The sequence below is a fragment of the Brucella haematophila genome (assembly GCF_005938105.1).
Lineage (GTDB): Bacteria > Pseudomonadota > Alphaproteobacteria > Rhizobiales > Rhizobiaceae > Brucella > Brucella haematophila.
Genome location: NZ_VCPE01000022.1, coordinates 46163 through 72263 on the forward strand (window position 1 = coordinate 46163; position 26101 = coordinate 72263).

Below are 26101 nucleotides of genomic sequence, written 5' to 3' on the forward strand. Positions count from 1 at the left end.
ACATGACAGACATTGTTCGAGAATGGAGATCAAGAGAGCGCAATTGCACCGTGATCAATAGGTGATTGACCCATATGGCGCCTTCGCTTAATCACTTTCATGACAATCGGCCGGACCAAGTGCCCGGTCTGCCATCCGCTGCCCTTTCACGGAGACTGCACCCCATGACCAAGCCAGACCTCGCCTCCCTTGAAAAGACCATCGACAAGGCTTTTGACGAGCGCGACGGTGTCAATACGGCAACCCGCGGCGAAATCCGCGATGCCGTTGAACAGTCGCTTATCCTGCTCGATCGCGGCGAGGCCCGTGTCGCAGAAAAACAGGCGGACGGCAACTGGCAAGTCAATCAATGGCTGAAGAAAGCCGTGCTGCTCTCCTTCCGGCTCAACCCGATGGAAGTCATCAAGGGCGGCCCCGGCCAGTCCTCCTGGTGGGACAAGGTGCCGTCCAAGTTCGACGGCTGGACTGCCAATGAGTTCGAAAAGGCCGGTTTCCGCGCTGTGCCCAACTGCGTCGTGCGTCACTCGGCCTATATTGCGCCGAACGCTATCCTGATGCCGTCTTTCGTCAATCTCGGCGCTTATGTCGATGAGGGCACCATGGTCGATACCTGGGCGACCGTCGGTTCCTGCGCACAGATCGGCAAGCATGTGCATCTGTCCGGCGGCGTTGGCATCGGCGGCGTTCTGGAACCGATGCAGGCCGGACCGACCATCATCGAAGACAATTGCTTCATTGGCGCGCGTTCGGAAGTCGTCGAAGGCTGCATCGTGCGTGAAGGTTCAGTGCTCGGCATGGGCGTGTTCATCGGCAAGTCGACCAAGATCGTCGACCGCGCCACCGGCGAAGTGTTCTATGGCGAAGTTCCGCCTTACTCGGTGGTTGTTGCAGGCACCATGCCCGGCAAGAACGTGCCGGGCGAAAACTGGGGTCCGAGCCTCTATTGCGCCGTGATCGTCAAGCGCGTCGATGAAAAGACCCGCTCGAAGACCTCGATCAACGAATTGCTGCGCGACTGACGCCTTGCAGCGCTAACAGACAACAAAAAGGCGAAGCTTGTGCTTCGCCTTTTTGTTTTGGGGGTCGTTTGATGCAATCGATCTCTGGATCGACTGCTCCCATCGGATGGCACGAAGCCTCTGGTCCGGGCATGTGTCCGAGGAGGCTTCGCAGCCATCCTCCGGGGAGATTCTTATGCTATCGAACCATTAGTTCTCATAGCTGGAGGGCGAAGCATCGCCGAAGCGATTGGCTGAACCATCATGATAAACCGGGGCCGACTGACGAATGGTGGCGGTTGCGGTGTAGTCCACATCGCCCTTTGTACCGAAGAGCGGGGCCGTATTCGGAGTCTTGAAGGCCTTGTCCTGAACGACCTGGGATTCCGGCATGCCGACATAAGGATTTTCGGCATAGGCAGCACCGGCGCTAAGAGCAACTGCAAGGGCAGCAAGAGCGAACTTTTTCATTTTCGTATTCCTTTGCATCCTGTCCCCTTCCTCGGCATCTGGCCGTTCAAGCCTTCTTCAGGCATCAGGGACTTCGAGGTTGAGCTTAATTGAGCCTTTGCGGCTTTCCCTTCCGGCATCCGGCAGATCTTCAAGACCCGTTCCGACAACACCTTCGGGATGACATGCTATGGCTGAAAGCCATTAGCCCTGATTGGCATCGCCAAAACGATTGGCCGAACCATCGCGGTAAACCGGAGTGCTGATCGCTGCAGGCGCAGTGTAGTCAACGGATTGCGATGCAACCGGGGTACGATCATTTGCATAGAGATTCTCAGGTTCACCAACGCGTGGATTTTCAGCGAAAGCAGCACCGGCACTCAAAGCAAGGGCAGCAGCGGCAAGAACAAACTTCTTCATTTCAATCTCCTGATAAAATGGAGCGGCGTATCAATTCGCCGTTCCGATATGTCCGAAATGGGTAACAATGGCGAAAAGTTCCAGTCACAAAAACTTTAGAAAGACCACACATTCGTGCACAGCGCTTACGGCAATCGTTGCAATTAATTCAAAAAAAATAATTAAAAACAAAATGATAGTTTTATTATTCGTCATCACGGACGCATTACAGTCGTTAATTTGTTCACCAAACCCGAACAGTGTGTCTCGGGTTATTGTATAATAAACGTGAACAATGACGGCATTGCCCGCCCTCCGACCCAAGACCAGCAAAGTCAGCGCAACAAAAAAGCCGCATCGAGGATGCGGCTTTTCAGAAAACAGGTTTGGGGAACGCGCCCCCTCGGCTCGCTATCAGTTATTCGCGACGGCAACCGAACGACCGGCAATGGAAACCCACTGGCCGGAATTGGCAGGCGACTGCATCTTGATATAACGATAGGACGTCTTCTCCACTGGCAGCACGTCGTCGCGCAGGTTGTCGAGAATATAATCGCCGTGATCAGTACGGGCGGTGAGCACAATATGCGCCTCGCTGCCCTGCACCATGGTGATGAGAAGCTGCGACGCACTCATGCCGCGCGCCATCAACTGCGCACGCTTCATCAGCACATAATCCTCGCAATCGCCCTTGCCATTGACTGGAATGGTCCAGTAATCGCGCTTACCGTAATTATCCTGATCGGAAACGGGCTTGATACGGTGATTGACGGAGCTGCTTACGCTCTGCAGGAGCTTCATACGCTGTGGAGTGAGCTGCATCGGCGGCAACACGCTATGGCCACGGCAATCGCGTGGATTGCGCCCGCAATAGTCCTTGTGTCCGTAAGGGATGCTTGTCACTCCGCCCGCTTCACTCCACTGTGCAGCCTTGGCTGGTACCATCGTTGCTCCGAAGAGCGCCATCATGCCTGCTACAGTTGTGGTGATTAAACGCATGCACAGTTTCCCATTATTAAAAACGTTCCCGCTGATCGGCCCGTTTCCCGGGTCTCGTTATCAACTCTTTTTTAACTAACGATGACAGACGCCCTCCGGTCAAGAAAATTTCGTTCCCGAATTGCAACCAAGTTGGAAAAGCGCGTGAAGAGTGAATTTTCAGACATGGCTACGGCCAACGGTTTGTGGTTCCATCCGGACGCATCCCGATCTAGTCTCACTCTCCAGACGATTCTTGAGTAAGAAGCCGACATCATGAGCCTAGCAGTCAATCCCGCCGAAAATCTCGCCGCCCTCATCCGCTGCCCATCCGTAACGCCCGCCGAAGGCGGCGCGCTGACGGCGCTGGAAGCGATGCTGAAACCAATGGGCTTTTCCGTTGAACGGCCCGTCTTCAGCGAAGACGGCACGCCCGACATCGAAAACCTCTATGCCCGCAAATCCGGCAACGGACCGCATTTGATGTTTGCCGGCCACACGGACGTCGTTCCGCCCGGCGATGAAAACGACTGGAAGCACCCCCCCTTCTCCGCCGCTATCGAAGACGGCGTCATGTATGGGCGCGGCGCTGTGGACATGAAGGGTGGCGTTGCCTGTTTCGTTGCTGCTGTCGCCCGCCATGTGGAAAAGCATGGCAGCCTGAAAGGCAGCGTCTCCTTCCTCATCACCGGCGACGAAGAAGGTCCTGCGGTCAACGGCACCGTAAAACTGCTCGCCTGGGCAAAGCAGCGCGGCGAAAGCTGGGACGCTTCGATTGTCGGTGAGCCGACCAACCCAAATGCGCTTGGCGACATGATCAAGATTGGTCGTCGCGGCTCGCTTTCCGGCACGATTACCGTTCACGGCGTGCAGGGCCATGCGGCCTATCCGCATCTGGCGGAAAACCCGGTGCGCGGCATCACCACGCTGGTGGAAAGCCTGCTTTATCCGGCCTTCGATCAGGGCACTGCCGATTTCCAGGCCAGCAATCTGGAAGTCACCACCATCGACGTTGGCAACAAGGCCACCAATGTCATCCCGAACAAGGCCACGACCTCGTTCAATATCCGTTTCAACGACACATGGACGGCGGAAAGCCTGCAAGCCGAAATCCGCGCACGCCTCGAAAAGGCCGCCCGCGACAATCGTCTGCGCCCCGGCCGCGAAACGCCGATCAGCTATGAGCTGGCATGGCGCGAAAGCCCAAGCCACGTCTTCCTGACCCGCGATGAAAAGCTGATCGGTACGCTGACAGCCTCTGTCGAAGCGGTGACCGGCAAGCGGCCAGAGCTGTCGACCTCCGGCGGCACGTCGGATGCGCGTTTCATCAAGGATTATTGCCCGGTGGTGGAATTCGGCCTTGTGGGCCAGACCATGCATATGGTCGATGAACGCGTGGCCCTTGCCGACCTTGAAGGGCTGACACAGATTTATGAGCGTTTCATCGCTGATTTCTTTGGGTAACGCATAGGCCCGGAAAGCTGCATGACTTTTCGGACTGGATCATGCGAAACATTGGGGAGCCCATGCCGAGCCTGGACGATATTTACCGATATTTCCTGGGCGTCTGGAAAATGATGCTCGGTCGCCGCGACGGTCTCGATTATCTCGACATATCCGCCGAGGGTTTCTGGTCTTCCTTTTTCGCAATAGCGGTGGCTCTGCCACCGCTTTTTGCCAGTTGGGTAGCCTATGCCGCCGATCTCACCGCCGGGCGCGAGGAAGCGGGCATCCGCTTTGCCATCGTCATGAGGGCGGCCTTCGTCGATATTGCAGCATGGGTGGTGCCGCTTGCCATCATCGGCATGCTGGCCAAGCGGATCGGCATTGTCAAACGCTATGCGGCCTATGTGATCGCCACCAATTGGGGCAGCGCGCTTCTGGCCTGGGTCTTTGCCCCGATCACCCTGCTACAGCTGTTCTTTCCGGGGCGTTTTGATGTCGCGACGCTTTTCGCGTTCATCATGTTCGGTGCTTCGATTGTGCTGAGTTATCGGCTGACCTTTGTGGCGCTGCAACGTCCGCATGCTTTCGCAGCACCGTTCTTCGCCTGCGTCTTCTTCGGCTCGCTGTTCCTCACCGTGCTGCTTCAGCAGATCTTCGGCATCGGCTTCGACCCGCACGCTTATTAAAACGGGAAAGCGTAATCGACACCGATTAGATAAAGACCGTAAGGCGGCGCGACCTGACCGCAAGCCTTGCGGTCGCGTGCTTCAAGCGCCGCCTGCAAATCATCCGCCGTCCAGCGACCGACGCCCACTTCCATCAGGCTGCCTGCAAAGGAACGCACCTGATTGTGCAGGAAAGAGCGCGCCGAAACACGCATTTCGATGATTTCGCCATCACGCGTAATATCAAGCCGGTCGAGCGTCTTGACCGGGCTTTTGGCCTGGCACTGCGTGGCGCGAAAGGTCGTGAAATCGTGTTCGCCCAGAAGAAGCTGCGCCGCTTCGTGCATAGCCTCGTGATCAAGGCGCTTTTGCACCCACCAGGCGCGCTGATAATCGACAGCCAGCGGAGCACGACGATTGTGGAAGCGATAGAGATAATGTCGTCCTTGCGCGGAAAAACGCGCATCGAAACTGTCCGTCGTCTTCTCGACATTGAGGATGCTCACGCGCTCATTGGCCATGACCAGATGCGCATTGACCGCATCGCGCACCTTGCCCGCGCCCCAATCCTTGCTGAGATCGACATGCGCAACCTGCGCCGTCGCGTGCACGCCTGCATCGGTGCGACCCGCCGCGCTTAACGCCAGATCCTCGCCGCAGAATTTCTTGAACGCCTGCTCGATAGCGCCCTGAACGGTATGGCCGTTTTCCTGACGCTGCCAGCCCGCATAGGGGGTGCCGTCATATTCGACCAGAAGCCTGTAGCGCGGCACGGGCCTACAAAACCTTCGTAACCGTCGCGCCGCGCAGAAATTCCTGCGCTGGCAAAGACTTGCCGCCTGAACGCTGCAAGGTGACGAGCCGCACGGCGCCCCCGCCGCAGGCAACCGTCAGCCGGTCGTCCAGCATAGTACCCGCAGCACCGGAACCTTCGCCCAGCGTCGAGCGCTGAAGTTTCACACGCTCGACAGCGCCATTGATTTCCATCTCGCACCATGCACCCGGAAAAGGCGCAAGGCCGCGAATGGCATTGTGCACATCACGGGCAGGCTTCGACCAGTCAATGCGTGCTTCGGCCTTGTCGATCTTGGCGGCATAGGTGACACCTTCTTCCGCCTGCGGCTGCAATGTCAGGCTTTCGCGCTCAAGCGCGCCCAACGCCCGCACCATCAGGTCGGCACCGATCATGCTCAGGCGATCATGCAATTCGCCTGCCGTCATATCCGGCGTGATCGCCACTTTTTCAGCCATGGCGACCGGGCCCGTATCCAGCCCTTCGTCCATCTTCATAATCATCATGCCGGTTTCACTATCGCCCGACATGATGGCCCGCTGGATGGGCGCGGCACCGCGCCAGCGCGGCAGAAGCGAGGCATGGCCATTGTAGCAGCCTAGCCGCGGCGCATCGAGAATAGCTTTGGGCAACAGCAAACCATAGGCGACGACGATGGCGACATCAGCCTCCAGGCTCGCAAACACTTCCTGCTCTTCCGCACCCTTGAGGCTCTTCGGCGTGAAGACGGGGATACCGAACTGCTCGGCCTTTTCATGGACAGGCGACTTGGTCAGTTCCAGCCCTCTGCGTCCTGCCGGACGCGGCGGTTGCGAATAGACGGCCACCACATCATAGCCCTGCCCGATAATGGCGGTCAGGATCGGCACGGAAAAATCCGGCGTGCCCATGAAGACAATACGCATCTAAAGAGCCTTTTTCGACGCCCGCTGGCTGGCGAGCTTCTTGAACTTCTTGATGACCATATCGCGCTTCAACTTGGAAATATGATCGATGAAGAGCACACCATTGAGATGATCGATCTCGTGCTGCAGGCAGGTTGCCATCAGGCCATCGGCTTCCATTGCGTGCGGCTTGCCATCGGCATCGAAATATTTGACCTGAATGGCGGCTGGCCGTTCCACTTCCGCATAATAATCCGGAATGGACAGGCAGCCTTCTTCATAGGTGCTGACTTCATCCGTCACGCCGACAATCTCGGGATTGATGAAGACATGCGGCGCTTTATCCTCGCCTTCCTTTGCAAGGTCGATGACGAGCATGCGGATCGGCTCGCCAACCTGAATGGCGGCAAGGCCAATGCCCGGCGCGTCATACATGGTGTCGAACATGTCGCCGGCAAATTTGCGCAGCTGATCGTCAAAGCGCTCCACTGGCTTGGAAACCAGGCGCAACACAGGATCGGGAAGGATGATAAGCGGTTTTACTGACATGCGCTTCACGTAATCGCTTGTGACAGAATCGTCAATTGTGCTTTGCAAAATGTTCCTGTTTTGATCTCATCAAGCCCGTACGAATCAGCTAAGCTTCGCACATGGAAAACCAGAACCTCTTGAATGAGCCGCTTTTGCAGCTCGGTGCCACATCGCTCACGCTGGGAGATATTCTTCTGGCTGGCATTGTGGTGGTGGTGCTCTGCCTTGTCATTTTCCTGATCGCCGCAACGCGCTCTGCGCGCCTGCGCGCCGTTGCCGAAGCACAGGCCGAGGACCGCGCCCGCGACGCCGAATATCGCATGGCGGAAATTCTGAAAGCACAGGCGGAGATGCAGGGCCGCATGCAGACCATGGCGGAGGTTTTCGGCTCACGACAGGCGGAGTTGAACCAGTCGATCCGCGAACGGCTCGACGGCATGACGCATCGCATCGGCCAGACCATGACCGAGCAGACCCGCTCGACCCATGAAAATCTTGCCAAATTGCAGGAGCGTCTGGCCGTCATCGACACGGCACAGAGCAATATCCAGTCGCTCGCCGGACAGGTGGTGCAGTTGCAGGCGATCCTCGCCAACAAGCAGACGCGCGGTGCTTTCGGCCAGTCACGCATGGAAGCGATCATCGCCGACGGTTTGCCACAAGGCGCTTATGAATTTCAGGCGACGCTCTCCAACGGCACCCGTCCCGACTGCCTCGTGCGCATGCCCAACAAAGCACCGTCACTCGTGATCGACGCCAAGTTTCCGCTCGAAGCTTGGAACGCCATGCGTGAGAAGGAGCATCCTGACGCCCGCAAAGCTGCTGTTGTGCAGTTCCGTCGCGATATGGAAATCCATATCAAGGATGTTTCCGACAAATATCTGATCCCCGGCGAAACGCAGGATACGGCTTTCCTGTTCGTGCCGTCGGAATCGATCTTCGCTGATATTCACGAACATTTCGAAGCGCTGATCCAGCGCGCGCACCGGGCGCGGATCGTGATCGTTTCGCCGTCGCTGCTAATGCTGTCGATACAGGTCATTCAGGCGATCCTGAAAGACGCCCGCATGCGCGAACAGGCGCATGTCATTCAGGGCGAAGTGATCCGCCTCATGGAAGATGTGGGCCGCCTCGACGAGCGCGTGCGCAAGCTGCAGACGCACTTTGTGCAGGCCAACAAGGATATTGACGATATTCTGGTGTCATCCAACAAGGTCACCCGGCGCGGCGCGAAAATCGAAGCGCTGGAATTTGGCGAAAAGCCTGCCGAGGAAACGCCCCGCCCGCAGCCAAGACCGGCGGAAAGCGCGCCCACCCAAATGCGCCTGCGCGTGGTGGATGAGGACTGATCGTGTTTTCCCTCGTCCTTCGATGAACTCATGATGAGGTGCCGCTTCGCACCTCCTCAGGATGAGGGAAGCTTACAATAGAGGCGCTGCCGTCGCCCTCATCCTGAGGTCATCGAAGGATCGGAGTAAGAACCCTTCATGAATTGGCTGGTCGGTCCGAATGACCGAGATCGCGTTCCGGCCAGACGAGATCGCGGACGCGTTGTTTCAATACTTTGGCTTCCGGAAAGCCGCCGTCGCGCTTGCGCTCCCAGATGAGTTCTTCGTTGCCATCTGGCATCAGCACGCGGATTTCAAAAACCCCGCCAGTCCCCGGACGCAATGCAACTTCCCCCAGATCCTGCCCGAAAGTCTGCAACAGTTCCTGTGCCATCCACGCAGCGCGCAGCAGCCAATTGCATTGGGTGCAGTAGGTGATGGAGATGCGGGGATTTGCGGACATTTATTATCTTGCCTTTCTTTAACTTAAGATGGATGCTTATATATTAGTAAATCAATATATTAGAAGTATATAATCTTATTATCACCTCTTTAATATGTAAAAGTCACCCCTATATTATCATATCTATATTAGAACGGAGCCCTCATGCCCAATTTCGGAATTTCTTCATTTCTTAAAATTCTACACTTAAACGAAAAACCTCAAAAGACAGAAATTCGCAAGCGCCTGAATCCTAGTGACGGAGGAGGCTACGACTTTCACGGAAGCGTTCGGAGACTTTGTGCAGACCTGGCGCTGAATAACGCTGATCCAAGGGCGGTCATTGAACGCCTCAAAGACATAAAAAAGGTATCAGAGAGAGATTCGGCTCGAACTGGTCTTCAAGCGTTTATAAAATGGAAGAATGAACACCCAGCCCAGTTTGTGATGGCCAACAACGTTATCTACAACAGCCCTAAATCTCTGTTTAAACTGACATTTAAACCAAACTTCAGTTTGATTACTGATGACAAGGTTGCTGCGGTCCATATTTGGAATACTGCCCGGCCAGCACTCGATGATCATCTTGTCAGAGCGGTATTATCTGTATTCCCGGCGTTATATACAGTGAACAAGCCCGATGATCTTGCCGTTCTTTGCCTAAGGTCAAAGCGGCTCATTCGGCTAGGCGAACCCGATCCAAAAATACAAGAACTTGGAATTCTGCTAATTAAGAAAGTCGATAAAATTATTACTGACTTAAACGAAAGCGGTGATGGAAAGCCTTACGATACCGGCGACCATCCAACACCACCGTTCTTGCATTAAAGCGCGCACTTGCCTGCCCGCAAAGGCAGGCAATCAATCATCACCCATCTTGAGCGCCTGAATAAAGGCCTCCTGCGGGATTTCGACCTTGCCGAACTGGCGCATGCGCTTCTTGCCTTCCTTCTGCTTTTCCAGAAGTTTGCGCTTACGCGTCACGTCGCCGCCGTAGCACTTGGCCGTCACGTCCTTGCGCAGCGCCGAGATGGTCTCGCGCGCCACGATGCGGCCGCCGATAGCAGCCTGGATCGGAATCTTGAACATGTGCTGCGGGATCAGCTCTTTCAGCTTCTCGCAAAGCGCACGGCCGCGCTTTTCCGCAGCCGTTCGGTGAACCAGCATCGACAGCGCATCGACCGGCTCTTCGTTCACGAGAATCGACATCTTGACCAGATCGCCCTCGCGATATTCCGAGAGGTTATAGTCGAACGAGGCATAGCCCTTCGAGATCGACTTCAGCCGGTCGTAGAAATCGAACACCACTTCATTGAGCGGCAGTTCATAGGTGATCATGGCGCGCGGGCCGACATAGGTGAGGTCCACCTGAATGCCGCGGCGGTCCTGACACAGTTTCATGATCGCGCCGAGATAATCATCCGGCGTCATGATGGTTGCCTTGATCCAGGGCTCTTCGATGGCCGAAATCTTCACCACATCCGGCATATCGGCCGGGTTGTGCAGTTCCTTCTGTGTGCCGTCGATCATGTTCAGGCGATAAACGACCGAAGGCGCTGTCGTGATGAGGTCGAGATTGAACTCGCGCTCAAGACGTTCCTGAATGATTTCCAGATGCAGCAAGCCGAGGAAGCCGCAACGGAAGCCGAAACCGAGCGCTGCCGAGGTTTCCATTTCGAACGAGAACGAAGCGTCGTTGAGGCGCAGCTTGCCCATAGCGCCGCGCAGATCTTCAAAATCCGCTGCATCAACCGGGAACAGGCCGCAGAACACCACCGGCTGCGCAGGCTTGAAGCCGGCCAGCATCTTGCTCGTCGGGCGACGATCATCGGTGATCGTATCGCCGACGCGCGTATCGGCCACTTCCTTGATGGAAGCGGTGATAAAGCCAAGCTCGCCCGGGCCGAGTTCGTCCATCTGAACCATTTTCGGCGTGAACACACCGGTGCGTTCCACCGGATATTTCGCGCCCGTGCCCATCATGCGGATGGTCTGGCCCTTCTTGAGCACGCCGTCGATGACGCGCACCAGAACGATAACGCCGAGATAGGAATCATACCAGCTGTCAACCAGCATGGCCTTGAGCGGCGCATTGCGGTCGCCTTCCTTCGGCGCGGGCAGCTGGGTGACGATGGCTTCCAGCACGTCTTCGATGCCGATGCCGGTCTTGGCAGAAATATGCACGGCCTGCGACGCATCGATGCCAATGACTTCCTCGATTTGGCTCTTGACGCGCTCAGGCTCGGCAGCGGGCAGATCGATCTTGTTCAGCACGACCACGATTTCATGATTGTTGTCGATGGCCTGATAGACATTGGCCAGCGTCTGCGCTTCCACGCCCTGGGAAGCATCCACCACGAGAAGCGAACCTTCGCAAGCCGCCAGCGAACGCGAGACTTCATAAGCGAAGTCGACATGTCCGGGGGTGTCGATCAGGTTCAGCACATAATCTTCGCCGTTCTTCGCCTTATAGGTGAGACGGACGGTCTGCGCCTTGATGGTGATGCCGCGCTCGCGCTCGATATCCATCGAGTCGAGAACCTGATCCTTCATCTCGCGCGTATCCAGACCGCCAGTCAATTGAATGAGGCGGTCGGCCAGCGTCGATTTGCCATGATCGATATGGGCGACGATCGAAAAATTGCGAATATGGTCAAGTGGTGTGCTCATGCGCGCGATTTAACAGCAAGCAGCGGAATCTCAAAGCTCTATTCGAGCATGATCCCGAAAAGTGTGAAGCGGTTTTCGGATAAGATCATGCTGAAACACAAAAAACGAACACGGGAAAAAGCCCCGCTATCATGATCGTGACAACAAGTCCCCTTTGCCTTGTGGCAAAAAGGCGATAAATCACCGGCAATACAGACGCATTGCGGCTGCTGCTCGCAAGCGGCCCAACTGGCTTTCATGCAGGAGTTTAGGATGAAGACCGAACCGAACGAAGTCCACAACAGGCCGAAACTGGTCACCGTTTTCGGCGGCTCCGGCTTTGTCGGGCGCGCGGTCGTAGCAAGTCTCACCAAGCGTGGCTATCGTGTGCGCGTTGCCGTGCGCAAGCCCGAAGTGGCTTATTACATGGCTCCGCTCGGCAATGTCGGGCAGATCCAGATGGTACAGGCCAATGTCCGCAATCGCGCTTCGGTCGAGCTGGTCGTCAAGGGTTCCGACCATGTCGTGAACCTCGTCGGCATTCTCGCAGAAAGCGGTCGCCAGCGTTTCAACACGGTTCAAGTGCTGGGCGCGAAGAACATTGCCGAAGCCGCCAAGGCCGCCGGCATTCCGATGACCCACGTTTCGTCGCTCGCTGCCGATGTGAATTCGGCTTCGGATTATGCCCGCACCAAGGCTGAAGGCGAAAACGCCGTTCTCGCCGTGCTGCCGGAAAGCGTTATCCTGCGTCCGTCGATCATTTTCGGTCACGAAGACCGCTTCTTCAACCGCTTCGCCAATATGGCGCGCTTCTCGCCCTTCCTGCCGGTCATCGGCGGCGGCGAAACGAAGCTTCAGCCGGTCTATGTCGGCGATGTCGCAGAAGCCGTTGCCCGCGCCGTTGATGGCAAGCTGATGCCGGGCGGCGTCTATGAACTCGGCGGTCCGGATGTGCAGCCGTTCAAGAACTGGATGAAGGACATGCTGCGCGTCATCGACCGCAAGCGCGTTCTCATCTCGCTGCCGTGGTGGGTCGCCCGCCTGCAGGCTTCGGTTCTCAGCCTGCTGCCGAACCCGCCGATCACCAACGATCAGGTGACGCTCCTGAAATCCGACAATGTCGTTTCGGAAGCAGCCATCAAGGAAGGCCGCACCTTGCAGGGCATGGGCATTACGCCGGAAGGCGTCGACGCCGTGCTGCCCGCCTATCTCTGGCGCTACCGCGTGGCCGGTCAGTACACCAAGACCGGTTTTGCGTGAGATATCGATAATCGGAAATGAATAAAGGGGCCTCGCGGCCCCTTTTTTTGTTCTGCTTTTATGCGCCGAAGCTCTGTCAGGATTTTCGTTCTGTCGAGGCGAAAATGGCGGTTTTCGAGAACCGGAGCGGAGTGTACTTAAGGGTACATGAGCACCGGAAGCGTAGAAAAACGTCATTTGCAGACCGACAGTGCGGAAATAATGGCGGAGCGTTAGCCCCAGATCAGAAGGGCGGCTAGCCCCGCCGAACCGACGATAAGACGCCACCAGGCAAAGAGCTTGAAGCCATGGCGCGAAACATAGTCGAGCAGGTAGCGCACGACGAACACACCCGAGATGAAAGCCATCACGAAGCCGACAGCGATCAACGCGCCATCATTCATCGTTAGCATGTCACGGCTCTTGTACAGATCGTAGGCGAAGGCCCCGGCCATGGTCGGCATGGCGAGGAAGAACGAGAATTCCGCAGCCGACCGCTTGTCCGCGCCCAGCAGCAGCGAACCGACAATCGTGGAACCCGAACGCGACACGCCGGGGATCATGGCAAGGCACTGGATGAAGCCAATGGCAAGGCACATCGGCAGCGGATAATCCATCACATCATGATAGCGCGGCTTCAGATTGAGCTGGTCGACCCAGAGCAGGATCAGACCGCCGACAATCAGCATGATGCAGACAAGGATCGGCGTTTCGAAGAGCACGCTCTTGATGAAGCCATGTGCGAGCGCGCCGATCACCGCGGCGGGCAGGAAGGCGACCAGAATACCGAAGACAAAATGACGCGTGCGCGCATCTCGCGGAAAATCCGCAAGAAGCTTCAGCAATTTCGCCGAATAAACGGTCAGAATGGCCAGAATAGCGCCAAGCTGGATCAGCACTTCGAACGTCTTTCCTGTGGATTCAAATCCCAGAAAATGCCCGACCAGCAACAAATGCCCGGTGGATGAAACCGGGATAAACTCGGTCAACCCTTCGATGAGACCGAGAAACGCGGCTTCCAGCAGATTAAAAATATCCATGAAGTCAGTACCTTAGAATGGTTGGCACGATGATGGCATCTGAACCGGCTCGCATTAGCGGCTGTGGCGACTAAAACGGGCACTTCCAGCGATTGCTTGTCTCCCGCAAACATAGGTCTTATAGACTTTATATTCCGTTGAGGCGGCGTCGAATCGCTCGGCAGCAGAAATAGCCTGCTGCATGGGCAAACGCCAGCCGCCGTACCAATCTCCGGACGTTCAATTCAAGCTGTGTCAGTCGAGAGTACCGCGTCGATCATGCTTACGCTGTTTCATCATCCCATGTCTTCAGGCTCACGTTATGTGCGGCTTATCCTCGGCGAATATGGCGTGGAAGCGGAACTGATCGAGGAAAGGCCGTGGTCGCGCCGCAAGGAATTTCTGGCGCTGAACCCGGCTGCCACCTTGCCTGTGCTGCTTGCGGAAAACGATCTGCCGGTCGTCGGCGCAACAGTGATCGCCGAATATCTCGATGAAACGCGTGGTGCATTGAAGCGCAGCCGTCGTCTCCTGCCGGAAAGCCCGATGGAGCGCGCCGAAGTGCGCCGCCTCGTGGACTGGTTCTTGCTGAAATTCGAAAACGAAGTCACCCGCCACATCACGCGCGAGCGCGTTTATAAATTGCAGATGGCGGCTGAAATGGGCGGCAGCGCGCCGGATTCGACCGCGATCCGCGCCGCGCGCACCAATATTCGCCAGCATATGAAATATATCGACTGGCTGGCCGCTACCCGCGACTGGCTGGCAGGCGCGCATCCAACCTATGCCGACATGGCGGCCGCAGCGGCGGTTTCTGCGCTCGATTATCTCGGTGAAATCGAATGGGGCGAAACCCGCGCCGCGCGCGACTGGTATGCGCGAATGAAGTCGCGCCCTGCTTTCCGCCCGCTTCTGTCCGATCGCGTGCGCGGGCTTGCCCCGGTGGCCCATTATGGCGACCTCGACTTCTAATTCGAAGACCGACAAGCTGAAGCGCTTCCTCATCGAAGAAGCCAAAGCCGTGGGCTTCGACGCTGTCGCCTTCACCACACCGGATGCTATTCCACAGGCGCCTGAACGCCTGCGGCAATATCTTGCCGATGGCCATCACGCCGACATGCTCTGGATGGAAGAGACCGAAGAACGCCGGGCCAATCCCGGCGTGCTCTGGCCGGAAGTTCGTTCCATCATGATGCTGGCCATGAATTACGGGCCGGACACCAACCCGCTGGCTGTGCTTGATCAGAAGGATCGCGCAGCCATATCGGTCTATGCGCAGAACCGCGATTATCACGACATCATCAAGGGCAAGCTGAAGCATGTGGCGAGTCGCTTTGCCGCGCGCGCCGGGCAGGATGTCAAAGTCTTCGTCGATACCGCGCCCGTCATGGAAAAGCCGCTGGCGGAAGCTGCCGGGCTTGGCTGGCAAGGCAAGCACACCAATCTGGTCAGCCGCGAGCTTGGTTCATGGCTGTTTCTCGGCTCGATATTCACCACAGCGGAAATCGCGCCGGATGAGCCGGATCACGATCATTGCGGCTCCTGCCGCGCCTGTCTCGACGCCTGTCCGACCAAGGCCTTTCCAGCGCCCTACCGCATCGATGCAGGCCGCTGCATTTCCTATCTCACCATCGAGAACAAGGGTCCTATTCCGGCGGAGTTTCGCAAGGCCATGGGCAACCGCATCTATGGTTGCGACGACTGCCTTTCGGTCTGCCCGTGGAATAAATTCGCGCAGGCAACCAGCGAAATGAAGCTGAAGGCGCGCGACGATCTGAAAGCGCCACGTCTGAGCGACCTGCTGGCGCTTGATGATCCGGCGTTCCGTGCGCTTTTCTCCGGTTCACCAATCAAGCGGATCGGGCGCGACCGCTTCATCCGCAACGTGCTGATCGCAGCGGGCAATTCGGGCGATGCAACGCTGTTGCCGCAAGTCGAGGTTCTGCTTGGCGATGCCGCGCCTGTCGTGCGCGGGGCGGCGGTCTGGGCCTTGAAGCAGTTGGCCGAGCCGAGCCATGTCGATGCCTTGCAAAAACGTCTGGCCTCCGCGGAAGAGGATGCTACGGTGCAGAAAGAGTGGAATACGGAGACAGTCTGACATGCGCATTTTCCTGTTCGGGGCCGGATATTCGGCACAAGCCTTTGCCAAGCGGATGACGGGAGAAGTAGAGCGCATTGACGGGACAACCCGGCATGAACAGAAATTCCCAACTCTTGAGAAATCCGGCATTTCGCCAGTCTTGTTCGATGGTGAAACGCCCTCGCCCGAACTTCTGGAGCGGCTTGCCAAGGCAACCCATGTGGTGATTTCGATTGCGCCCGGCGAAGCGGGCGACCCGGCGCTTGCATGGGTCGAAGAAGCGCTGCGCCGTCCCGACAATACGATTCGCTGGATCGGCTATCTCTCGACCGTCGGTGTTTATGGCGATCATAAGGGCGCATGGGTGGATGAAACCACGCCCTGCAAGCCGGTTTCGCGCCGCAGCCTCGAACGTGTCGAGGCAGAGCAAGCCTGGACAAGCCTGAGCGAGAGGCACGGAACGCCGCTGGCTATTCTGCGGCTGTCCGGCATTTACGGCCCCGGCCGCAATGCTTTCGTCAATCTGGAGCGCGGCACGGCGCGACGTCTCGTCAAGCAGGATCAGGTTTTCAACCGCATCCATGTGGAAGACATTGCTGGCGCTTTGCGCTTTCTCGCGGGCACCGATACGGGCGGTATTTTCAACATTACCGATAATGAGCCATCGCCGCCGCAGGATGTCGTCACCTATGCGGCAGAGCTGATGGGCGTCACGCCGCCGCCGGAAGTGCCGTTCGAAGAAGCAGAACTGACGCCGATGGCGCGCTCCTTCTATGGCGAGAACAAGCGTGTCTCCAATCAGCGCATTCAGGCGCTCGGCTACACATTCGCCTATCCCGACTACAGAACCGCCTTTTCGGCCATGTGGCGGGACGGGAGCTGGCGCTGATTGCACGCGTGCAGCCCTTCGGGTAAAACGCGCTGACGCAAATTCCAAACCGGGACATAACAATGGGTAACAGCAAGTCAGCAGATAAATAAGCCGCAACAGCTTTTCCAACCTGTTGCGGCATCTGTCCCGGACCAACGTCTTCCATTGCAGGCAGATTGCCGCCCGATTGTCTTCGAGCGGATGCTTTGTCATGCCATTTGATCATCAGAAAACTCCATCCTGGAGCTTCACTTTGCCATTCGCGCTTGCGCTGATGGCTCCCTTCGACATTCTCGCCTCGCTGGCCATGGATATCTACCTGCCGGTGGTTCCATCCATGCCGGCAATTCTGCAAACAACGCCTGCCATGGTGCAACTCACACTCAGCCTCTACATGGTGATGCTGGGTGTCGGGCAACTCCTCTTCGGTCCATTGTCCGACCGCATCGGGCGCAAGCCGGTGCTGTTGGGCGGCGGTGCCATATTTGTGCTTTCTTCCTTTGCGCTGGCGGCGACGGATAGCGCCACGGTTTTCGTCGCCTTGCGTTTCACCCAGTCTGTCGGCGCTTCAGCCGCGCTCGTTGCAACCTTTGCCACGGTGCGTGACGTTTATGCCGACCGCCCGGAAGGCGCGACAATCTACGGCCTTTTCAGCGCCATGCTCTCCTTCGTTCCGGCCATCGGCCCCATCGCTGGCGCACTGATCGCCAGCGGTTTCGGCTGGCGCGCGATTTTCGTAGCGCTCGGCATGTTTGGCCTTGTCGCAACATGGCGGGCGTTCCGCCTCTGGCCGGAAACACGCCCGGACGGAACTCGCGTTGACCACCTAAGCGCATTGAAAATATTGAGGGATTTTCCGTTCTGGGCCTACACGCTGGGCTTCGGCACGGCGATGGGCACCTTCTTTGTTTTCTTTTCCACGGCGCCGCGCATCCTGATCGAAAGAGGCGGCTTCGGAGAGACGACGTTCAGCCTGGCATTTGCAAGCGTTGCCATGGTTATGATTGCCGCCACGCGCCTTCTGTCACCTTACACCCGAAAGTGGGGTGTACGAAAAAGCGTGGCGCTGGGCATGGTCGTGCTCCTTGCCAGTGCGCTGGTTTTGCTCCTGGCCGAAACCCTGCTGCAACCCTCCTTCGCCAGCCTGATACTACCCATGTGGCTGGCTGCTATCGGCATTGTTTTGACCGCATCCATGACGGCAAACGGCGCTTTGGCAGCCTTCGACGACAGTGCAGGCATGGCTGTCGCTCTCTATTTCTGCATACAGAGCCTGATGGTCAGTCTGGCAGGAACGGCGCTCGTCATTGTGCTGCCCGGCGACACGGCATGGCCGCTGATTGCGTTCTGCACAGCGATGCCCCTTGTGGTCCTGACCATGCTTGCAAGGCTGCAACGGAGCTGATCGAAAAGCCGGTCGGTTGTCACAAACAGCCGACCGGCATTGCTGGCCCGCATTTCACACAGCATAATGCCCGCAGTTCTGCTGTTTGATTCGCAGTCGCAGCGCCCTTTGGCAAACCATGGAATTGCCCCATGATCGCAAACAAACTGAAGAAATTTATCCTCATTGCCTCGCTGGCAACGATGATCGCGCCTGACTTCGTGCCGATGGCCATGGCGGATGACATGCCAGCCAAGCAGGCTTTCGGAGCGGAAAAGATGCCCGTGCTGGCGCAATCGCCGCAATCGATCGGCTTTTATGCCAAGGGCTGTCTCGCAGGCGCTGTTGCGCTGCCGACAGACGGCCCGAACTGGCAGGTCATGCGCCTGTCGCGCAATCGCCGCTGGGGCCACCCGCGCATGATCGGCTTGCTGGAAAAACTCTCCCGCGATGCCGCCAAGGATGGCTGGCCGGGCCTGCTCGTTGGCGATATTTCCCAGCCGCGCGGCGGTCCGATGCTGACCGGCCATGCCTCGCATCAGGTAGGGCTCGATGCCGATATCTGGCTGACACCAATGCCCAAGAAGCGCTTCACGGATGCAGAACGCGAAAGCGTTTCCGCCGTATCGATGCTGAAGGGGGATTCACTTTATGTCGATCCCAAGAAATGGACCCCTGCCCGCACGGCGCTGATCAAACATGCCGCGAGCTATCCGGAGGTGGAGCGCATCTTCGTGCATCCGGGCATCAAGAAGCAGCTTTGCGATACGGTGACCGGCGACAGAAGCTGGCTCGGCAAGGTTCGCCCCTATTGGGGTCACTTCTACCATTTCCATGTGCGTCTGACCTGCCAGCCCGGCTCGCCGCAATGCAAGCCGCAGCCCAAGGTGGCGGCTGGCGACGGCTGCGACAAGTCACTTGCCTGGTGGTTCACCGATGAACCGTGGAAGCCAGCCAAGCCGTCAAAGGAACCGCCGAAGAAGCCGCGCCCTGTCATGGTGTCTGATCTTCCAAAGGCCTGCGCTGCCGTGCTGGCCGGTCCTGCACCAAATTCGGTTGCCGACGTCACCTATGGCGTGCAGTAATCAGACATCGTGCTCCGTCGTTTGACGGCGGGGCATTCTCTCTAAGCCCTCTTTTCACCGGCCTAAGGCTCAGCTATAGGTTTCAAACGATTTAGAGCTTGATGACAAGGTTATCAATTTCATGACAGAGCGCCTGCGCATCGCATTGATCGCCCACGATTTGAAGAAAGACGACATGGTCGCCTTTGCGCGCGCGCATGAAAAGGCGCTGTCGCGTTTTGATATCGTGGCGACGGGAACGACCGGCGGACTGATCCTTGATGCCTGCCCTTCGCTGACAATCCAGCGCGTCAAAAGCGGCCCGCTCGGCGGAGACCAGCAGATCGGCGCCATGATTGCGGAAGGCACCGTCGAAGTGCTGATCTTCTTCATCGATCCGCTGTCGCCGCTTCCGCATGACGTGGACGTCAAGGCGCTGACCCGCCTCGGCAGCGTCTACGACATACCAATGGCGCTGAACCGCGCTACGGCAGAAAAGCTGATCAAGGCTTTAGACTGATACAATCGAAGACATATAACAGCCCATGGGTAAGCCCCCCAACACCCAAAGGGCACAAGAAACGACAGGGAGAGAGAATGCAGGCCATGATCGACGCCGAACAGAGTTTCCAGTTTCCAGTCCTCGTCGGCGATATCGGCGGCACCAATGCCCGCTTTGCAATCCTTGTCGATGCCAATTCCGATCCGAAGGAATTTCCGGTTCTTCAGACGGCGGATTATGCGACCATCGATGAAGCCATTCAGACGGCCATTCTCGACCAGACGTCGCTGCAACCGCGCTCGGTCATTCTGGCCATTGCAGGCCCCGTCGAAGGCGATGAAATCGACCTCACCAATTGCGATTGGGTTGTGCGCCCGAAGAAGCTGATCTCCGATCTTGGCTTCAAGGACGTGACCGTGCTCAACGATTTCGAGGCGCAGGCGCTGGCCGTGGTGTCGCTCGAAGGCCATCATATGGAGCAGATCGGCGGCAAGCCGGACGAGGTGATCGCAACCCGCGTCGTGCTCGGCCCGGGCACGGGCCTCGGCGTGGCCGGTCTGGTGCGCACCCGCAAGGCGTGGGTGCCGGTTCCGGGTGAAGGCGGCCATGTCGATGTCGGCCCGCGCAGTGAACGCGACTATCAGATTTTCCCGCATATCGAGCAGATCGACGGGCGCGTTTCCGCCGAACAGATTCTGAGCGGACGCGGCCTGCAAAATCTCTATGTGGCGATCTGCACGGCCGATGGCGTCACCCCTACCCTGGAGACGCCCGCCGACATCACTTCCGCCGGTCTCGATGGCAGCAACGCGCAAGCCAGCGAAACGCTCGACCTGTTTGCGACCTATCTTGGCCGCGTGGCGGGCGATATGGCGCTTGTCTTCATGGCGCATGGCGGCGTTTACCTGTCGGGCGGCATTCCGCAGCGCATTCTGCCTGCCTTGCGGGCGGGTGCATTCCGCGCTGCCTTCGAGGACAAGGCGCCGCATCAGGCCATCATGCACGACATTCCGATCCACGTGATTACCTATCCGCTGGCGGCTTTGAGCGGCCTGTCGGCTTTTGCCTGCGCACCTTCGCGCTTCGAAGTCTCGACGGACGGACGCCGGTGGCGCATCGGCTAAGGCTAATCTGCGCCATTGGGATGGATAATTAAGCCACATAAGGCTATAGAAACGCGGCGGGGAATTGGCTTTCGGCCTTTTCACCGCCGCGTTTTTGGTTTTAATACCAACGCATTTTCAACGGCAGTCTCGGACATACCGAGCTCAGGAATGAAGCGCTTTTGCACGTGAGCTTATTCAAGAAGAAAAAGAAGAAAATCGACACGGGCGAAGCGACCCGCGTGATCCGGCGCATGATGTCGGAGAATATCGGTGAATATAAGAAGAACTATATCATCGCCATCATCGCATCGCTGATCGTGGGCGGATCAAACGCCGCGCTCGCCTATATGATGAAGCCGATGATCGACAAGATCTTCTATGAGCAGAACCTGCCCCTGATCTGGGTCATCTGCGGCACGCTGCTGGCGATTTTCATCCTGCGCGGTTTTTCCGGCTATGTGCAGGCCGTCGAGCTTGCCAAGATCGGCAATAATCTGGTCGCGCGCTATCAAAAGCGCATTTTCGACCATCTGATGAAGCTCGGCCTCGACTTCTATAATGATACACGCTCCGGTCATCTGGCGGCGCAGATCAACCAGAATGTCTCCGGCATCCGCGACCTGCTCAACATGACGATCTCGTCGATTGCGCGCGATTTCATCTCGCTGGTCGGTCTGGTCGCCATGATGTTCTACATGGACCCGATGCTGTCGGTTGCGATCTTCCTGATCGGCCCGCCGCTCATTCTGGCCGTCGCCTATATTTCACGCCGCATCCGCTCGGTCACGCGCGATCTCGTGCATCTGAATTCGCATCTTCTCGGCGCCATGCAGGAATCCGTGCAGGGCATCGCCGTCGTGAAGGCTTTCACGATGGAAGACCAATTGCGCGCCAAGATCGGCAATCTGATCGATATGTCGGAAGGGCGCAGCAACAAGATCGCCAAAGTGTCCGAGCGCACGACGCCGATTTCCGAAATACTGGCCGGTTTCGCCGTGTCCGGCGTGCTGGCCTATAGCGGTTATCGCGCCATTCTCGACCATCAGCCGCCCGGCGCGACCTTCGCCTTCATCACCGCGATGCTGCTGGCCTATGATCCGGCGCGCCGCCTTGCCCGCCTTCAGGTCGGGCTGGAAAAGGCGCTCGTCAACGCCCGCATGATCTATGAAGTGCTGGATATCAAGCCGCACCAGCGCGATGCTGCCGATGCAGTGGCGCTGAACCCCGGCCCCGGCGAAATCCAGTTCGAAAACCTGTATTTCTCCTATAGCGAGCTTGCGCCGGTTCTGCATGGCGTCAGCTTTGTCGCCAAGGCGGGTGAAACCACGGCGATCATCGGCGCATCGGGTGCGGGCAAGTCAACGCTCATCAATCTCGTGCAGCGGTTCTACGATCTCGACAAGGGAACGATCCTGTTCGACGGACAGGATATTTCCAAGGTCACCAAGCGCTCGCTGCGCCACGCCGTCGCCTATGTGTCGCAACAGCCCTATCTGTTTGAAGGCACCATTGCCGACAATATCCGCTATGGACGCCCGGACGCGACGGAAGAAGAAATCGTCAAGGCAGCCAAGCTTGCCCATGCGCATGATTTCATCCTGCAACAGCCGCAGGGCTATGACACGCCGATTGGCGAAAACGGTGCGACGCTTTCGGGCGGCCAGCGCCAGCGCATTTCGATTGCGCGCGCCATCGTGCGCAAGGCGCCAGTGCTGCTTCTCGATGAAGCGACGTCTGCCCTCGACAACGAATCGGAAAAGCGTGTCCAGCAGGCGCTGGAAACGATCATGAAGGGCCGCACCACCATCGTCATCGCCCATCGCCTTTCCACGGTCGTCAATGCCGACCGTATCGTGGTCATGGAAGCGGGACGCGTGGTGGAAGAAGGCCGTCATGACGCGCTGATTGCCATACCGAACGGTGTCTATGCCCGCTTCTATCAATTGCAGAGCGGCAGCGCTGATAATATGACCGAACCGACAATCGAAGAACTGACTGCGGATGATGTGCCAGCGGGCACAGGAGGACAGAATGACCGGTGAACCGGATAGCCGAAACAGCGAAATGGGCCTCGTCGTCGTCGGCGCCGGTGGCCGCATGGGCCAGACCCTCATCCGGACGATCCAGTCGATTGATGGTGCCAAACTCGCTGGCGCCATCGAGCGCCCCGGCTCGCCGCTGATCGGCAAGGATGCTGGTGAAGTGGCCGGTGTCGGCGCGCTTGGCGTCACCATCACCGATGATCCGCTGCCGGTCTTCGCCAAGGCGCAAGGCGTGCTCGACTTCACAAGCCCAGCCGCCAGCGTCGCCTTTGCCGGTCTCGCTGCACAGGCCCGCATCGTCCATGTCATCGGCACCACCGGGTGCGCGGCAGAAGACGAAGAGAAGTTCCGCGCCGCCGCCCGTCATGCCACCATCGTCAAGTCAGGCAATATGAGCCTCGGCGTCAATCTGCTGGCCGTCATGGTGCAGAAGGCTGCACAGGCGCTCGGGCCCGAAGATTTTGACATCGAAGTTCTCGAAATGCACCACAAGCACAAGGTGGATGCGCCAAGCGGCACCGCCCTGCTTCTCGGCAAAGCGGCAGCAGAAGGCCGTGGCATCAGCCTTGAAGACAACAGCGTGCGGTCGCGTGACGGCTATACCGGCCCCCGCACGGAAGGCACCATCGGCTTTGCCACGCTGCGCGGCGGCTCGGTGATCGGCGACCATTCGGTGATTCTGGCAGGCCCCGGCGAACGCATTGTGCTGTCGCACCACGCCGAGGACCGCACCATCTTTGCACGCGGCGCGGTCAAGGCCGCACTCTGGGCTTATGGCAAGAAGCCCGGCCTCTATTCCATGCTCGATGTGCTCGGGCTGAGTGACTAGAGCGCCGATCTGATTTCATCAGATCGGCGCTCTACTATTTTGTTTGAACGCGCATCTTTTCCGAAAACCGTTTCACACTTTTCGGGATGCGCTTTGATTTACCCACCAACGGAGCATTGCATATGTCTCGTACTCTCGTCCTGGTTCGCCATGGCCAAAGCGAATGGAACCTGAAGAATCTTTTCACCGGCTGGCGCGATCCGGGCCTGACCGAACAGGGCCATGCCGAAGCCAAGGCCGCTGGCCAGCGCCTCAAGGCTGCGGGCCTGAAATTCGACATCGCCTATACGTCGGTTCTGAGCCGCGCACAGACCACCTGCCAGCACATTCTGGATGAGCTGGGCCAGTCGGGCCTTGAAACGATCCGCGATCAGGCCCTGAACGAGCGCGACTATGGCGATCTCTCCGGCCTCAACAAGGACGATGCCCGCGCCAAGTGGGGCGAAGAGCAGGTCCATGTCTGGCGCCGTTCCTATGACGTGCCTCCTCCGGGCGGCGAAAGCCTGAAGGATACTGGCGCGCGCGTCTGGCCTTATTATCTGCATCAGATCCAGCCGCATGTGCTGCGCGGCGAGAGCGTTCTGGTGGCTGCACACGGCAATTCGCTGCGCGCGCTCATCATGGCGCTCGACGGCCTGACACCGGAACAGATTCTCAAGCAGGAACTGAATACCGGCGTGCCGATCATTTACCGGCTTAATGCTGATTCGACTGTGGCCTCTAAGGAAATTCTGGAAGCCTGACACACAGTTGGCAGCAATTTTATCGGGCGCGACACCGCGCCCGATGGCGTTTTCAACACGGAAAACGGACAGCTTGAAAAAAAGCTCACTGAATTTCGAAAACGCGATTGACAGAGGCAAGCTGACCCCTTAGATGGGTCCTCGTCGCCCAGATGGCGGAATTGGTAGACGCACCAGCTTCAGGTGCTGGCGCTCGCAAGGGCGTGGAGGTTCGAGTCCTCTTCTGGGCACCATTTCCTTAAGTCTTCGGACCACTACCAAGGTTCAGAAGCACCCCAAAAAGCCCGCGCAAGCGGGCTTTTTTGCTATCCGGGCCTATCGCATGCCCGTGCGGCCAAAGCCCGGCCTGAGCTTCAGGAAGACAGCTATGCAGTTCACCTCCGCTGATCGCGACGCCTTTTTCGAGCTTCTGAAATGGCGGCGGGATGTTCGTCATTTTCGCAGCGACCCGATAGACGAAGCGATGATTCAAGCGCTGCGGCAGGCGATGGATTATGCGCCCTCTGTCGGCAATGCGCGGCCCTGGCGTGTCTTCGCCGTGGAAAGCCTTGAGAAGCGTCAGGCGGTCCACGACGCCTTCAGGCAGGCCAACCGCAAAGCGGCGGAGATTTACGACGGCGCACGCGCCGAGGCCTATCGTGACCTGAAACTGGAGGGGCTTGCCGTCGCCCCGTTGCAGCTTGCCATTTTCACAGAAACGGAACCGGCGGAAGGGCATGGCCTCGGGCGACAGTCGATGGCTTCCACGCTGGAGCAAAGCACGGCGATGGCCGTGCAAAATCTCAACCTCGCCGCCCGGTCGCTGGGCCTTGGTGTCGGCATGGTGTCTATACTCGACCCGATGGCCATGGAACGGCTTTTCGACGTGCCGGCGAACTGGCGTTTCAGCCTTTATCTGTGCGTCGGCTGGCCGAGCTTCACCGACGACACGCCGCTGCTGCACAAATGCGGCTGGCAGGAAAACAGCAGGACCGACTGGCGCCCCTGCTGATGTACTCTAAGAGCATAATCCGACCGGAGTGAAACGAGGTTCGATAAGATTAAGCTTCAAGTGGAAAGAACTTAGGGCGCCGATCTGATTCAATCAGATCGAAACGCGCTCTAAGGGCAGAAGCTCGACCCTACCCAGGTCCGCCCGTTCGTGGGATACACGTTGAGGACTTCCCGCTCCGCAAACACGCTGAGCGGCCCCTTATTATTCAGCAAGGCAAACAGTGTTTCCTCGGTGAACGGAACGCTGACGCGCTCAAGGTAAAGAGCCGTGGGGCATCTTATAGGACGGGGCCAGAAGACGAAGTGTTCTTCGGATTCTTTCAGTGTCCTCTGTATTGCAGCTTCGGCTTCTGCCAAGTCCACAAAGAACACGTCATCCCATTCCGTCATCTTGTCATCGGTGATTGCATAGAAACTGAGCATTTTCGTCACGATCGGTCTCCACCCGGTGCACTCTCGCGGTACGCCCCCGCGTTGTGCCCTTCGATCTTTGGTGATCAGGGTGTAGTAAACCGCGTTCAAACGGCCTCACGACCTTTGGTTTCAGAGAAACTTGGACATACGTCGCAAGCACCTATGGTGTAGCCGCGCTTGCCTCACCGTCCAAGTTGAATAGCGCTTATCATCTCTGACGTCATGCACCAAACGGAAGAGAACGCCATGAGT

27 protein-coding genes and 1 tRNA gene are annotated in these 26101 nt (G+C 57.9%); 18 read left to right on the forward strand and 10 right to left on the reverse strand.

Features of this window, described 5'->3' with window-relative positions:
• Positions 1-164 precede the first annotated feature (164 nt).
• Positions 165-1019 (forward strand): 2,3,4,5-tetrahydropyridine-2,6-dicarboxylate N-succinyltransferase, encoded by an 855-nt coding sequence (dapD, locus tag FGI60_RS23475; protein ID WP_078339922.1) that lies wholly within the window; start codon positions 165-167, stop codon positions 1017-1019.
• A gap of 189 nt (positions 1020-1208) precedes the next feature.
• On the opposite strand, the gene FGI60_RS23480 is transcribed toward dapD, so the two are convergent.
• The 3 genes from FGI60_RS23480 to FGI60_RS23490 all read right to left on the reverse strand — a co-directional run bounded on the left by FGI60_RS23480 (position 1209) and on the right by FGI60_RS23490 (position 2813).
• Positions 1209-1469 carry a hypothetical protein gene (locus FGI60_RS23480; RefSeq protein ID WP_138787210.1) on the reverse strand — a complete coding sequence of 87 codons (261 nt, stop codon included), beginning with the start codon at positions 1467-1469 and terminating at the stop codon, positions 1209-1211.
• Between the two features lie 183 nt (positions 1470-1652).
• Positions 1653-1868 (reverse strand): hypothetical protein, encoded by a 216-nt coding sequence (locus tag FGI60_RS23485; RefSeq protein WP_138787211.1) that lies wholly within the window; start codon positions 1866-1868, stop codon positions 1653-1655.
• A 393-nt stretch (positions 1869-2261) separates the two neighbouring features.
• Positions 2262-2813 (reverse strand): transglutaminase-like cysteine peptidase, encoded by a 552-nt coding sequence (locus FGI60_RS23490; protein ID WP_138787234.1) that lies wholly within the window; start codon positions 2811-2813, stop codon positions 2262-2264.
• A gap of 288 nt (positions 2814-3101) precedes the next feature.
• Here FGI60_RS23490 and dapE point away from each other — a divergent pair, with 288 nt between their 5' ends.
• Positions 3102-4289, forward strand: coding sequence for a succinyl-diaminopimelate desuccinylase (gene dapE / locus FGI60_RS23495; protein ID WP_138787212.1), 1188 nt, complete (start codon positions 3102-3104; stop codon positions 4287-4289).
• A gap of 62 nt (positions 4290-4351) precedes the next feature.
• A complete protein-coding gene (locus FGI60_RS23500) occupies positions 4352-4957 on the forward strand; it encodes a hypothetical protein (RefSeq protein ID WP_138787213.1) in 606 nt (201 codons plus the stop codon).
• Here the strand turns inward: FGI60_RS23500 and truA are convergent.
• From truA to def, 3 genes are read right to left on the reverse strand one after another with little or no spacing between them, the layout of a single operon-like run.
• Positions 4954-5709 (reverse strand): tRNA pseudouridine(38-40) synthase TruA, encoded by a 756-nt coding sequence (truA, locus tag FGI60_RS23505; protein ID WP_078339916.1) that lies wholly within the window; start codon positions 5707-5709, stop codon positions 4954-4956. The two genes, FGI60_RS23500 and truA, sit on opposite strands and share 4 nt — an antisense overlap.
• A gap of 4 nt (positions 5710-5713) precedes the next feature.
• Entirely contained in the window at positions 5714-6634 is a 921-nt protein-coding gene (gene fmt / locus FGI60_RS23510) for a methionyl-tRNA formyltransferase (protein ID WP_138787214.1), read from the reverse strand.
• Positions 6635-7162 carry a peptide deformylase gene (gene def, locus FGI60_RS23515; protein WP_138787215.1) on the reverse strand — a complete coding sequence of 176 codons (528 nt, stop codon included), beginning with the start codon at positions 7160-7162 and terminating at the stop codon, positions 6635-6637.
• 101 nt (positions 7163-7263) lie between these two features.
• Here def and FGI60_RS23520 point away from each other — a divergent pair, with 101 nt between their 5' ends.
• Positions 7264-8493, forward strand: coding sequence for a DNA recombination protein RmuC (locus FGI60_RS23520; RefSeq protein WP_138787216.1), 1230 nt, complete (start codon positions 7264-7266; stop codon positions 8491-8493).
• A 136-nt stretch (positions 8494-8629) separates the two neighbouring features.
• On the opposite strand, the gene FGI60_RS23525 is transcribed toward FGI60_RS23520, so the two are convergent.
• Positions 8630-8935, reverse strand: coding sequence for a SelT/SelW/SelH family protein (locus tag FGI60_RS23525; protein WP_138787217.1), 306 nt, complete (start codon positions 8933-8935; stop codon positions 8630-8632).
• A 144-nt stretch (positions 8936-9079) separates the two neighbouring features.
• On the opposite strand from FGI60_RS23525, the gene FGI60_RS23530 reads away from it, so the two are divergent.
• Positions 9080-9742: a hypothetical protein gene (locus FGI60_RS23530; RefSeq protein WP_138787218.1), complete on the forward strand. Its 663-nt coding sequence runs from the start codon at positions 9080-9082 to the stop codon at positions 9740-9742.
• 33 nt (positions 9743-9775) lie between these two features.
• Here the strand turns inward: FGI60_RS23530 and lepA are convergent, their stop codons facing one another.
• Positions 9776-11584: a translation elongation factor 4 gene (lepA, locus tag FGI60_RS23535; protein WP_138787219.1), complete on the reverse strand. Its 1809-nt coding sequence runs from the start codon at positions 11582-11584 to the stop codon at positions 9776-9778.
• 252 nt (positions 11585-11836) lie between these two features.
• Between lepA and FGI60_RS23545 the strand changes: the two genes are divergently transcribed.
• Entirely contained in the window at positions 11837-12823 is a 987-nt protein-coding gene (locus tag FGI60_RS23545) for a complex I NDUFA9 subunit family protein (RefSeq protein ID WP_138787220.1), read from the forward strand.
• A 212-nt stretch (positions 12824-13035) separates the two neighbouring features.
• On the opposite strand, the gene FGI60_RS23550 is transcribed toward FGI60_RS23545, so the two are convergent.
• A complete protein-coding gene (locus FGI60_RS23550; RefSeq protein WP_138787221.1) occupies positions 13036-13842 on the reverse strand; it encodes an undecaprenyl-diphosphate phosphatase in 807 nt (268 codons plus the stop codon).
• Between the two features lie 258 nt (positions 13843-14100).
• On the opposite strand from FGI60_RS23550, the gene FGI60_RS23555 reads away from it, so the two are divergent.
• The 12 genes from FGI60_RS23555 (at position 14101) to bluB (ending at position 25433) form a co-directional block, all read left to right on the forward strand.
• Positions 14101-14793 (forward strand): glutathione S-transferase family protein, encoded by a 693-nt coding sequence (locus FGI60_RS23555; RefSeq protein WP_138787222.1) that lies wholly within the window; start codon positions 14101-14103, stop codon positions 14791-14793.
• The gene (gene queG / locus FGI60_RS23560; RefSeq protein WP_138787223.1) at positions 14774-15919 is read left to right on the forward strand and encodes a tRNA epoxyqueuosine(34) reductase QueG; all 1146 of its coding nucleotides are present in this window, start codon (positions 14774-14776) and stop codon (positions 15917-15919) included. The genes FGI60_RS23555 and queG overlap by 20 nt, the downstream gene beginning before the upstream one ends.
• A 1-nt stretch (position 15920) precedes the next feature.
• The gene (locus FGI60_RS23565) at positions 15921-16790 is read left to right on the forward strand and encodes an SDR family oxidoreductase (RefSeq protein ID WP_138787224.1); all 870 of its coding nucleotides are present in this window, start codon (positions 15921-15923) and stop codon (positions 16788-16790) included.
• A gap of 193 nt (positions 16791-16983) precedes the next feature.
• Entirely contained in the window at positions 16984-18177 is a 1194-nt protein-coding gene (gene cml, locus FGI60_RS23570; protein ID WP_138787225.1) for a CmlA/FloR family chloramphenicol efflux MFS transporter, read from the forward strand.
• Positions 18178-18308: 131 nt separating this feature from the next.
• A complete protein-coding gene (gene mepA, locus FGI60_RS23575) occupies positions 18309-19241 on the forward strand; it encodes a penicillin-insensitive murein endopeptidase (RefSeq protein WP_138787226.1) in 933 nt (310 codons plus the stop codon).
• 121 nt (positions 19242-19362) lie between these two features.
• Positions 19363-19740: a methylglyoxal synthase gene (locus tag FGI60_RS23580; RefSeq protein WP_138787227.1), complete on the forward strand. Its 378-nt coding sequence runs from the start codon at positions 19363-19365 to the stop codon at positions 19738-19740.
• Positions 19741-19817: 77 nt separating this feature from the next.
• Positions 19818-20846 carry a glucokinase gene (locus FGI60_RS23585; protein ID WP_138787228.1) on the forward strand — a complete coding sequence of 343 codons (1029 nt, stop codon included), beginning with the start codon at positions 19818-19820 and terminating at the stop codon, positions 20844-20846.
• A 167-nt stretch (positions 20847-21013) separates the two neighbouring features.
• Positions 21014-22870, forward strand: coding sequence for an ABC transporter ATP-binding protein (locus tag FGI60_RS23590; RefSeq protein ID WP_138787229.1), 1857 nt, complete (start codon positions 21014-21016; stop codon positions 22868-22870).
• Positions 22860-23699 (forward strand): 4-hydroxy-tetrahydrodipicolinate reductase, encoded by an 840-nt coding sequence (gene dapB, locus FGI60_RS23595; RefSeq protein ID WP_138787230.1) that lies wholly within the window; start codon positions 22860-22862, stop codon positions 23697-23699. Before FGI60_RS23590 ends, dapB begins: the two co-directional genes overlap by 11 nt.
• 122 nt (positions 23700-23821) lie before the next feature.
• The gene (locus tag FGI60_RS23600; protein WP_078339901.1) at positions 23822-24442 is read left to right on the forward strand and encodes a 2,3-bisphosphoglycerate-dependent phosphoglycerate mutase; all 621 of its coding nucleotides are present in this window, start codon (positions 23822-23824) and stop codon (positions 24440-24442) included.
• Positions 24443-24588: 146 nt separating this feature from the next.
• Positions 24589-24675, forward strand: a tRNA-Leu gene (locus FGI60_RS23605).
• A 134-nt stretch (positions 24676-24809) separates the two neighbouring features.
• A complete protein-coding gene (gene bluB / locus FGI60_RS23610) occupies positions 24810-25433 on the forward strand; it encodes a 5,6-dimethylbenzimidazole synthase (RefSeq protein ID WP_138787231.1) in 624 nt (207 codons plus the stop codon).
• Positions 25434-25543: 110 nt separating this feature from the next.
• On the opposite strand, the gene FGI60_RS23615 is transcribed toward bluB, so the two are convergent.
• The gene (locus FGI60_RS23615) at positions 25544-25867 is read right to left on the reverse strand and encodes a hypothetical protein (protein WP_138787232.1); all 324 of its coding nucleotides are present in this window, start codon (positions 25865-25867) and stop codon (positions 25544-25546) included.
• Between the last annotated feature and the right edge of the window lie 234 nt (positions 25868-26101).